At 67.8% G+C, this 9,195-nt stretch carries 19 protein-coding genes; 1 reads left to right on the top strand and 18 read right to left on the bottom strand.

The window, feature by feature from the left end:
- Positions 1-42 precede the first annotated feature (42 nt).
- The 18 genes from rplR to rpsJ form a co-directional block, all read right to left on the bottom strand.
- On the bottom strand, positions 43-414 hold the full coding sequence (gene rplR, locus AC1DUQ_RS11745) for a 50S ribosomal protein L18 (protein WP_477061366.1): 372 nt from the start codon (positions 412-414) through the stop codon (positions 43-45).
- A gap of 2 nt (positions 415-416) precedes the next feature.
- Positions 417-956 (bottom strand): 50S ribosomal protein L6, encoded by a 540-nt coding sequence (rplF, locus tag AC1DUQ_RS11740; RefSeq protein WP_056088938.1) that lies wholly within the window; start codon positions 954-956, stop codon positions 417-419.
- Positions 957-980: 24 nt separating this feature from the next.
- The gene (gene rpsH / locus AC1DUQ_RS11735; RefSeq protein ID WP_055912171.1) at positions 981-1,379 is read right to left on the bottom strand and encodes a 30S ribosomal protein S8; all 399 of its coding nucleotides are present in this window, start codon (positions 1,377-1,379) and stop codon (positions 981-983) included.
- 75 nt (positions 1,380-1,454) lie between these two features.
- Positions 1,455-1,640, bottom strand: a complete 186-nt coding sequence (locus AC1DUQ_RS11730; RefSeq protein ID WP_028045055.1) for a type Z 30S ribosomal protein S14 — start codon at positions 1,638-1,640, stop codon at positions 1,455-1,457.
- 2 nt (positions 1,641-1,642) lie between these two features.
- Complete coding sequence (gene rplE / locus AC1DUQ_RS11725) at positions 1,643-2,215, bottom strand: 50S ribosomal protein L5 (RefSeq protein ID WP_056088935.1); 573 nt, start codon at positions 2,213-2,215, stop codon at positions 1,643-1,645.
- Complete coding sequence (rplX, locus tag AC1DUQ_RS11720) at positions 2,215-2,556, bottom strand: 50S ribosomal protein L24 (RefSeq protein ID WP_056088933.1); 342 nt, start codon at positions 2,554-2,556, stop codon at positions 2,215-2,217. Before rplX ends, rplE begins: the two co-directional genes overlap by 1 nt.
- A gap of 2 nt (positions 2,557-2,558) precedes the next feature.
- Positions 2,559-2,927 carry a 50S ribosomal protein L14 gene (gene rplN, locus AC1DUQ_RS11715; RefSeq protein ID WP_034625870.1) on the bottom strand — a complete coding sequence of 123 codons (369 nt, stop codon included), beginning with the start codon at positions 2,925-2,927 and terminating at the stop codon, positions 2,559-2,561.
- A 143-nt stretch (positions 2,928-3,070) separates the two neighbouring features.
- Positions 3,071-3,364: a 30S ribosomal protein S17 gene (gene rpsQ, locus AC1DUQ_RS11710; RefSeq protein ID WP_477061365.1), complete on the bottom strand. Its 294-nt coding sequence runs from the start codon at positions 3,362-3,364 to the stop codon at positions 3,071-3,073.
- A 5-nt stretch (positions 3,365-3,369) separates the two neighbouring features.
- Complete coding sequence (gene rpmC / locus AC1DUQ_RS11705; RefSeq protein WP_055912162.1) at positions 3,370-3,609, bottom strand: 50S ribosomal protein L29; 240 nt, start codon at positions 3,607-3,609, stop codon at positions 3,370-3,372.
- Entirely contained in the window at positions 3,609-4,025 is a 417-nt protein-coding gene (gene rplP, locus AC1DUQ_RS11700; protein ID WP_056088927.1) for a 50S ribosomal protein L16, read from the bottom strand. The genes rpmC and rplP overlap by 1 nt, the downstream gene beginning before the upstream one ends.
- 2 nt (positions 4,026-4,027) lie before the next feature.
- Positions 4,028-4,861, bottom strand: a complete 834-nt coding sequence (gene rpsC, locus AC1DUQ_RS11695) for a 30S ribosomal protein S3 (protein ID WP_477061364.1) — start codon at positions 4,859-4,861, stop codon at positions 4,028-4,030.
- Positions 4,861-5,229 (bottom strand): 50S ribosomal protein L22, encoded by a 369-nt coding sequence (gene rplV / locus AC1DUQ_RS11690; RefSeq protein WP_056088920.1) that lies wholly within the window; start codon positions 5,227-5,229, stop codon positions 4,861-4,863. The genes rpsC and rplV overlap by 1 nt, the downstream gene beginning before the upstream one ends.
- Before the next feature lie 57 nt (positions 5,230-5,286).
- Positions 5,287-5,568, bottom strand: a complete 282-nt coding sequence (rpsS, locus tag AC1DUQ_RS11685; protein ID WP_055912154.1) for a 30S ribosomal protein S19 — start codon at positions 5,566-5,568, stop codon at positions 5,287-5,289.
- Positions 5,569-5,580: 12 nt separating this feature from the next.
- Positions 5,581-6,420 carry a 50S ribosomal protein L2 gene (gene rplB / locus AC1DUQ_RS11680; protein ID WP_477073837.1) on the bottom strand — a complete coding sequence of 280 codons (840 nt, stop codon included), beginning with the start codon at positions 6,418-6,420 and terminating at the stop codon, positions 5,581-5,583.
- 18 nt (positions 6,421-6,438) lie between these two features.
- Positions 6,439-6,741: a 50S ribosomal protein L23 gene (gene rplW / locus AC1DUQ_RS11675; RefSeq protein ID WP_056088917.1), complete on the bottom strand. Its 303-nt coding sequence runs from the start codon at positions 6,739-6,741 to the stop codon at positions 6,439-6,441.
- Positions 6,738-7,424, bottom strand: coding sequence for a 50S ribosomal protein L4 (rplD, locus tag AC1DUQ_RS11670; RefSeq protein WP_056088914.1), 687 nt, complete (start codon positions 7,422-7,424; stop codon positions 6,738-6,740). The genes rplW and rplD overlap by 4 nt, the downstream gene beginning before the upstream one ends.
- 2 nt (positions 7,425-7,426) lie before the next feature.
- The gene (rplC, locus tag AC1DUQ_RS11665) at positions 7,427-8,086 is read right to left on the bottom strand and encodes a 50S ribosomal protein L3 (protein ID WP_477073836.1); all 660 of its coding nucleotides are present in this window, start codon (positions 8,084-8,086) and stop codon (positions 7,427-7,429) included.
- Positions 8,087-8,108: 22 nt separating this feature from the next.
- Positions 8,109-8,417 (bottom strand): 30S ribosomal protein S10, encoded by a 309-nt coding sequence (gene rpsJ, locus AC1DUQ_RS11660; RefSeq protein WP_013117879.1) that lies wholly within the window; start codon positions 8,415-8,417, stop codon positions 8,109-8,111.
- A gap of 497 nt (positions 8,418-8,914) precedes the next feature.
- Between rpsJ and AC1DUQ_RS11655 the strand changes: the two genes are divergently transcribed.
- Complete coding sequence (locus AC1DUQ_RS11655) at positions 8,915-9,154, top strand: hypothetical protein (RefSeq protein WP_477061363.1); 240 nt, start codon at positions 8,915-8,917, stop codon at positions 9,152-9,154.
- Positions 9,155-9,195: the final 41 nt, after the last annotated feature.

Below are 9,195 nucleotides of genomic sequence, written 5' to 3'. Positions count from 1 at the left end.
GCCATCAGTGAGTCCTCTTCTTCATGTCGCAGTTCGTCGTCGTCACAGCTTCAGACCGCCCTCGCGAGCGCCGTCGGCCACCGCAGCGACACGGCCGTGGTACTTGTTGCCGCCGCGGTCGAAGACCACAGCGTCAAGGCCGGCAGCCTTCGCACGCTCGGCGATGAGCTCGCCGACCTTGCGGGCCTTGGCGGTCTTGTCGTCGTTCGAGCTGCGCAGGTCGGCCTCGAGGGTCGATGCGGAGACGATCGTCTGACCGATGCCGTCGTCCACGACCTGCGCCGAGATGTGCCGGGCGGACCGGGTCACGACGAGACGGGGACGCACGGCCGAGCCGGCGACCTTCTTGCGAAGGCGCAGGTGGCGGCGCTGGCGGGCAACACGCTTGCCCTTGCCGAGGATCTTGAGAGCCATGATTACTTACCGGCCTTTCCGACCTTGCGGCGCACGTTCTCGCCCGCGTACCGGACGCCCTTGCCCTTGTACGGCTCGGGCTTGCGGATCTTGCGGATGTTTGCGGCGACCTCGCCCACCTGCTGCTTGTCGATGCCCTGCACCGAGAAGCGGGTGGGTGCCTCGACGACGAAGGTGATGCCCTCCGGCGGGTTGACCGTGACCGCGTGGCTGAAGCCGAGCGCGAACTCGAGGTCCGCACCCTTCGCGGTCACGCGGTAACCGGTGCCGACGATCTCGAGCTTCTTGACGTAGCCCTCCGTCACACCGATGACCAGGTTGGCCAGCAGCGTGCGGGTGAGGCCGTGCAGCGAGCGCGAGGCGCGCTCGTCGTCGGGGCGGGTGACCACGAGGGCACCTGCCTCGTCGCGCGCGACCTCGATGGGTGCGGCGACCGTGTGCGTCAGGGTGCCCTTGGGGCCCTTGACCGTCACGACGGCACCGTTGATGTCGACATCCACGCCGGTGGGGACCGGGACGGGGACTCTGCCGATTCGGGACATGGCTAGCTCCTTTCCGTCTCGGACTTACCAGACGTAGGCGAGGACTTCCCCACCCACGCCCTTCTTGGCGGCCTGCTTGTCGGTGAGGAGACCGGAGGACGTGGACAGGATCGCCACGCCCAGGCCGCCGAGCACCTTGGGCAGGTTGGTCGACTTGGCGTACACGCGCAGGCCCGGCTTGGACACGCGCTTCACGCCGGCGAGCGCACGCTCGCGGTTGGGGCCGTACTTGAGCTCGATGATGAGGTTCTTGCCGACGACGGCGTCCTCAACCTTCCAGCCCGTGATGTAGCCCTCCGCCTGGAGGATCTCCGCGATGTGCGACTTCAGCTTCGAGAACGGGATCAGCACGGTGTCGTGGTGAGCCGAGTTCGCGTTACGCAGCCGCGTGAGCAGGTCTGCGATGGGGTCGGTCATGGTCATGGGGCTTCCGCCCTTCCTCGCCGGGGTATCCCGCCCTTGTGGGGGCTGGACCTACCGACGTTCGTGGTGCGTGGGTTACCAGCTGCTCTTGGTGACGCCGGGGAGCTCGCCGCGGTGGGCCATCTCGCGCACGCAGATTCGGCACAGGCCGAACTTGCGGTACACCGAGTGGGGCCGGCCGCAACGCTGGCAGCGCGTGTAGCCACGCACTGCGAACTTCGGCTTGGCAGCAGCCTTGTTCTTGAGGGCAGTCTTCGCCATGGTCAGATCTCCTTGAACGGGAAGCCGAGGAGCTTGAGGAAAGCGCGACCCTCGTCGTCGGTGTCGGCCGTCGTGACGACCGTGATGTCCATGCCGCGGACCCGATCGATCTTGTCCTGGTCGATCTCGTGGAACACGGACTGCTCCACGAGGCCGAAGGTGTAGTTGCCGTGACCGTCGAACTGCTGCGGCGAGAGGCCACGGAAGTCACGGATGCGCGGCAGCGCGGTGGAGAGCAGGCGGTCCAGGAACTCCCAGGCACGGTCGCCACGCAGGGTGACGTGGGCGCCGATGGGCATTCCCTCACGCAGCTTGAACTGCGCGATCGACTTGCGAGCCTTGGTGACCTGCGGCTTCTGACCCGTGATCTGGGTCAGGTCGCGGATCGCGCCCTCGATGAGCTTGGAGTCCTTGGCGGCCTCGCCGACGCCCATGTTCACGACGACCTTCACCAGGCGCGCGACCTGGTTGATGTTCTCGTGCGAGAACTGCTCGAAGAGAGCGGTGCGGATCTCGTCGTTGTACTTGGACTTCAGACGCGGGAGCGCCGGAGCCGTGAGAGTGGTCTCGGTCATCAGATGTCCTTACCGGAGCGCTTGGCGACGCGGACCCGAACGGTGCGGGTACGGCCGTCGCGCTCGACCTGCTCGGTGCGGTAGCCGACCCGGGTGCCCTTCTTGGTCTCCGGGTCCACGAGCATCACGTTGCTGATGTGGATGGGGGCCTCGACGGTCTCGATGCCGCCGGTGCGCGTGCCGCGCTGCGTCTGGCCGGCCTTCACGTGCTTCTGCACGCGCTGGACGCCCTCGACGACGATCCGCTGCGACTCGACGAGAACCTCGAGGACGCGACCGGTGCTGCCCTTGTCGCGGCCCGAGATGACGAGGACGAGGTCGCCCTTCTTGATCTTCGCCATGGTCAGAGCACCTCCGGTGCCAGCGAGATGATCTTCATGAACTTCTTGTCGCGCAGCTCGCGGCCCACCGGGCCGAAGATGCGCGTACCACGGGGCTCCCCGTCGTTCTTGAGGATCACTGCGGCGTTCTCGTCGAACTTGATGTACGAACCGTCCGGACGGCGGCGCTCCTTGCGGGTGCGCACGATGACAGCCTTGACGACGTCGCCCTTCTTGACGTTGCCGCCGGGGATGGCGTCCTTGACGGTGGCGACGATGACGTCACCGATGCCTGCGTAGCGACGGCCGGAGCCGCCGAGCACACGGATGCAAAGGATCTCCTTCGCACCAGTGTTGTCGGCGACACGAAGTCGCGACTCCTGCTGGATCATTACCTACTCCTGTCGTCTGGCGGGTTCTCGCGCCGGGTTGGCCCGAGCCTGGCCGAACGGATAGTTGCCGTGATGCACACGTCGCGCCGGGTGGTGTCCAGGACGTCCACCCGGCGCCCGTGGGCAACTGGGGGTGGTGCTGCTTACTTGGCCTTCTCGAGGACCTCGACCAGGCGCCACCGCTTGGTGGCGCTCAGCGGCCGGGTCTCCATGATGACCACGAGGTCGCCCACGCCCGCCGAGCCCAGCTCGTCGTGCGCCTTGACCTTGCTCGTCCGCCGGATGACCTTGCCGTAGAGCGGGTGCTTGACCCGGTCCTCGACCTCGACCACGACGGTCTTCTCCATCTTGTCGCTGACCACGTAGCCGCGGCGCGTCTTGCGGTCGCCGCGCTTCGCGGCGACAGCGGTCGTCTTCTCGTTCGTCTCGTCGCTCATCAGTCTCACTCGCTCGCGCTCGGGGCAGTACGGATGCCGAGCTCGCGCTCACGCAGGATCGTGTAGATCCGCGCGATGTCGCGGCGAACGGCCTTGAGACGCCCGTGGCTCTCGAGCTGGCCCGTCGCGGACTGGAAGCGGAGGTTGAACAGCTCCTCCTTGGACTTCTTCAGCTCGGCGACAAGCTTCTCGTCGTCGAAGGTGTCCAGCTCGCTGGGAGCCAGTTCCTTGGTGCCGATAGTCATCAGTTACCACCCTCGCGAACCACAAAACGTGTCTTCATCGGGAGCTTGTGCTGCGCGCGGCGCATGGCCTCGCGAGCCAGGGGCTCCGGGACGCCGGCGAGCTCGAAGAGAACTCGGCCGGGCTTGACGTTGGCGATCCACCACTCCGGCGAACCCTTGCCGGAACCCATGCGGGTCTCGGCAGGCTTCTTGGTGAGGGGACGGTCCGGGTAGATGTTGATCCAGACCTTCCCTCCACGCTTGATGTGGCGGGTCATGGCGATACGAGCAGCCTCGATCTGCCGGTTGGTGACGTAGGCGGGCTCGAGAGCCTGGATGCCGTAGTCACCGAAGGAGATCGCGGTACCACCGGTCGCGGCGCCGGAGCGCCCCGGGTGGTGCTGCTTGCGGTGCTTCAACCTGCGCGGGATCAGCATGCTCAGGCCTCCGTTCCGGTCTCAGCAGCCGGGGCCTCCGCCGGAGCGGCGGCAGCCTCGGTCGCCTCAGGAGCGTCTGCACGGTCGCGACGAGGAGCGGCGGCACGGGGGCCACGGTCGCTGCGCTCGCCACGGTCCGTCCGCGGGCCACGAGCCGGGCGCGGGGCCTGGGTCGCCTGCTCGCGAGCAAACTCCTTCTCGGTCATGTCGCCCTTGTAGACCCACACCTTGACGCCGATGCGCCCGAAGGTGGTGCGAGCCTCGAAGAAGCCGTAGTCGATGTTCGCGCGGAGCGTGTGCAGGGGCACACGGCCCTCGCGGTAGAACTCCGTGCGGCTCATCTCCGCGCCACCGAGGCGGCCGGAGACCTGCACGCGGATGCCCTTGGCACCGGCGCGCTGGGCCGACTGGATGCCCTTGCGCATGGCGCGGCGGAACGAGACGCGGCTCGCCAGCTGCTCGGCGATGCCTTGGGCGACCAGCTGAGCCTCGATCTCGGCGTTCTTGACCTCGAGGATGTTCAGCTGCACCTGCTTGCCCGTGAGCTTCTCGAGCTCGCCGCGGATGCGGTCGGCCTCCGCGCCACGACGCCCGATGACGATGCCCGGGCGGGCGGTGTGGATGTCGACGCGGACGCGGTCACGCGTGCGCTCGATCTCGACCTTGGCGATGCCGGCACGCTCGAGGCCCGTGGCCATGAGCTTGCGGATCTTGACGTCCTCGCCCACGTAGTCGCGGTAGCGCTGACCCGGCTTGGTCGAGTCGGCGAACCAACGCGACCGGTGGTCGGTGGTGATGCCCAGGCGGTACCCGAGCGGGTTGACTTTCTGTCCCACTATCGGGCCCGTCCCTTCGTCTCGCGCTCAGCGACGACCACGGTGATGTGGCTCGTCCGCTTGAGGATCTGGCTGGCCCGACCCTGCGCTCGCGGACGGAACCGCTTGAGCGTCGGACCCTCGTCGACGAACACCTCGGAGATGTAGAGGTCCGCCTCGTCGAGACGCTCGTTGCTGCGCTTGGCAGCCTCACGAGCGTTCGCGATCGCGCTCTCCACAACCTTGAGCACCGTCTCCCCCGCGGCCTGCGGTGCGAACTTCAGCACCGCCACAGCCTCGCCGGCCTGCTTGCCACGGATGAGGTCCACGACGCGCCGGGCCTTCTGGGGCGTGACGCGGACGAACCGCGCCTTCGCCTTGGCTTCCATTGCTGTCCTGCCTTCTTGTCTCTGCCGGTTAAGGGCGTCGCCTGGCTGACCCGGGGGTCAGCGGCGACGACCCTTCCGGTCGTCCTTCTCGTGGCCGCGGAACGTCCGCGTCGGGGCGAACTCGCCGAGCTTGTGCCCGACCATCGCCTCCGTCACGAACACCGGGGTGTGCTTGCGTCCGTCGTGCACCGCGAACGTGTGGCCGAGGAAGTCCGGCGTGATGACCGAACGGCGCGACCACGTCTTGATGACGTTCTTCGTGCCGGCGGTGTTCTGGACGTCGACCTTCTTCTGCAGGTGACCGTCGACGAACGGGCCCTTCTTCAGGCTACGTGGCATCTCAGGCTCCTATCAGCGCTTGTTCTTGCCGGTGCGCCGACGGCGCACGATGAGCTTGTCGCTCGGCTTGTTCGGACGGCGGGTACGGCCCTCGGCCTGGCCCCACGGGCTGACGGGGTGACGTCCACCGGACGTCTTGCCCTCGCCACCACCGTGCGGGTGGTCGAYCGGGTTCATGGCGACACCACGGACGGTCGGGCGCTTGCCCTTCCAGCGCATRCGGCCGGCCTTGCCCCAGTTGATGTTCGACTGCTCGGCGTTGCCCACCTCGCCGACCGTGGCGCGGCAGCGCAGGTCGACGTTGCGGATCTCACCGGACGGCATGCGCAGCTGGGCGTAGGGGCCGTCCTTGGCGACGAGCTGCACGGACGCACCAGCCGAGCGGGCGATCTTCGCACCGCCACCGGGCCGCAGCTCGATGGCGTGGATGACCGTACCGGTCGGGATGTTGCGCAGCGGCAGGTTGTTGCCSGGCTTGATGTCGGCGCCGGGGCCGTTCTCGATGCGGTCGCCCTGCGACAGCTTGTTCGGCGCGATGATGTAGCGCTTCTCGCCGTCCGCGTAGTGCAGGAGCGCGATGCGGGCGGTGCGGTTGGGGTCGTACTCGATGTGAGCGACCTTGGCCGGCACGCCGTCCTTGTCATGACGACGGAAGTCGATGACGCGGTATGCACGCTTGTGACCGCCACCCTGGTGGCGCGTGGTGATGCGACCCGTGGAGTTGCGGCCGCCCGTCTTGTGGAGGGGACGGACGAGCGACTTCTCCGGCGTGGATCGCGTRATCTCGACGAAGTCGGCGACGCTGGAGCCGCGACGGCCCGGCGTGGTCGGCTTGTACTTACGAATACCCATGAGTTCTCAGTCCTTCGCTCAGCCGACCGGACCGCCGAAGATGTCGATCGTTCCCTCGCGGAGGGTGACGATCGCACGCTTCGTGTCCTTGCGGCGGCCGATGCCGAAACGGGTCCGACGGGCCTTGCCCTGCCGGTTCGCGGTGTTGACCGAGTCGACCTTGACGCCGAAGACCTGCTCGACGGCAATCTTGATCTCGGTCTTGTTGGCCCGCGGGTCGACGAGGAAGGTGTACTTCCCCTCGTCGAGCAGGCCGTAGCTCTTCTCGGAGACGACCGGCGCGATCAGGATGTCGCGCGGGTTCTTGCCGATGTCGGTCACTTCGTCTCCTCCTCGGACTCGGAGGACGTGGCCACAGCGGAGGCACCCTTGACGGGGCCCGCCAGGAACGCGTCGAGCGCGCCCTGCGTGAACACGACGTCGTCCGAGATCAGGACGTCGTAGGTGTTGAGCTGGTCAGAGACCAGCAGGTGCACCCGCTCGACGTTCCGCAGCGACTTCCACGTGATCTCGTCCTGACGCTCGACGACGACCAGGACGTGCTTGCGCCCCGACAGGTTGTCGAGCACGGCGAGCGCGGACTTGGTCGAGGGCGCGGTGCCCGGGGCGAAGCCCGAGACGACGTGCACGCGACCGGCACGAGCGCGGTCCGAGAGAGCACCGCGGAGCGCCGCGGCCTTCATCTTCTTGGGGGTGCGCTGCGAGTAGTCACGCGGGGTGGGGCCGTGGACGACGCCACCACCGGCGAACTGCGGAGCACGCGTCGAACCCTGACGGGCGCGGCCGGTGCCCTTCTGCTTGTACGGCTTGCGCCCACCACCGCGCACCTCGCCACGAGACTTCGTGTCGTGGGTGCCCTGGCGAGCCGCCGCGAGCTGCGCGACGACGACCTGGTGGATCAGCGGGATGTTGGTCTGCACGTCGAAGACGTCCGCGGGCAGGTCGGCCGAGCCGGCCTTCTTGCCCTCGGAGTCGACCACGTCGACAGTCAGCGTGTCACTCATGGTCACGCCCCCTTCACAGCGGAACGCACGACCACGACGCCACCCTTGGGGCCGGGGACGGCACCCTTGACGAGGATGAAACCCCGCTCGACGTCGACGGCGTGCACGGTCAGGTTCTGGGTGGTCTGGCGGTCCACGCCCATGCGACCGGCCATCTTGATGCCCTTGAACACGCGCGACGGCGTCGAAGCGCCACCGATCGAGCCGGGCTTGYGGTGGTTGCGGTGCGCACCGTGCGAGGCGCCGACGCCGTGGAAGCCGTGACGCTTCATGACACCGGCGGTGCCCTTGCCCTTGGTGGTGCCGATGACGTCCACGAGCGAGCCGGCCTCGAAGAGGGCGGCCGTGAGCTCCTGGCCGAGCGTGAACTCGGAGGCGTTCGGCGTACGGATCTCGGCCACGTGCCGGCGGGGGGTGACCCCGGCCTTCTCGAAGTGGCCCTTCAGCGGCTTGGTGACCTTGCGCGGGTCGATCTGGCCGTGGGCCAGCTGGACCGCGGCGTAGCCGTCAGCATCGGCGGAGCGCACCTGGGTCACGACGTTCGTCCCGACAGCGACGACGGTGACCGGGACGAGACGACCGTTGTCGTCCCACACCTGGGTCATGCCGAGCTTCGTGCCGAGGAGAGCCGTGACTGCGCGCTCGTTCTGCTGGGTAACCATAGAAATCAGTTCCTTCCCAGCGTCAGAGCTTGATCTCGATGTTCACGTCCGCAGGCAGGTCGAGACGCATGAGCGAGTCGACGGCCTTCGGCGTGGGATCGATGATGTCGATGAGCCGCTTGTGAGTACGCATCTCGAAGTGCTCGCGGCTGTCCTTGTACTTGTGGGGCGACCGGATGACGCAGAACACGTTCTTCTCCGTCGGCAGCGGCACCGGACCCACGACCGACGCACCAGCGCGAGTCACCGTGTCGACGATCTTGCGCGCCGAGCTGTCGATGACTTCGTGGTCGTAGGACTTGAGCCTGATGCGGATCTTCTGTCCCGCCATGGCGCTTCTACTTCCCTCTGTTTGGAACCGGCCCGTCCGACCCCCGCACTCGGGCGTGTCGCTAGGCGCGACACACCGTTGCGCTGCGTACCGTGTCCGGCACGAGATCGGTGGTTGTTGTCGGGCGTCAACCACCGGGTGATCCCGGGGTCCAGACGCCTTCCACGTGTGTGAGCCCTGTCGTGTGCTGCGCGCGCGAACGCGCCGCCCTCAACTAGGCAACCTGAACAGTGTGCCAGAGTGCGCCCGGGAACTCCAATCGCCTCCGTCACACCCGCGGGCTCGTCCCGCGTGATCTCCCCCACAACCCCGACCGCCGGCGCTACCGTTCGGCCATGCCTCGACTGTCCGGACGCGCCCTCGGGATCGGAGTCGCCGTCCTGGTGCTCGCCAGCTGCACCTCCGCCCCGGCCCGACCGTCCTCCGCCGTCTCTCCAGGGACGTCCACCGCAGCCACGCCGTCGGCTCCCGCACCATCCCCGACAGCCACGCAGAGCATGGCCGCCCCGACTCCGACGCTCTCCCCCACCCCGGCGCCGACCCTCGCCCCCGGCGAGCTGTGCGACCCGGCCGACGGCTCGCCCGACTGCACGGATGCGACGGGAGAGGTCGAGGGCCCGTTCAGGTACATCGTGGGCTACGCCGACTGCGTCGAGGACTTCGGCCCCGAGCATGCGTACGGCCTGTGCACCGACCTCGACGGCGACGGGTACGCGGGCTACCCGGACTCGCACTGATCCATCACGACAGAAGGGCCCGGGAGCCGAAGCTCCCGGGC

This window comes from Cellulomonas sp. P4_B5_2 (assembly GCF_056402235.1).
Note: the sequence above shows the minus strand (reverse complement) of the source record. Positions and strands in the feature narration are given on the sequence as shown.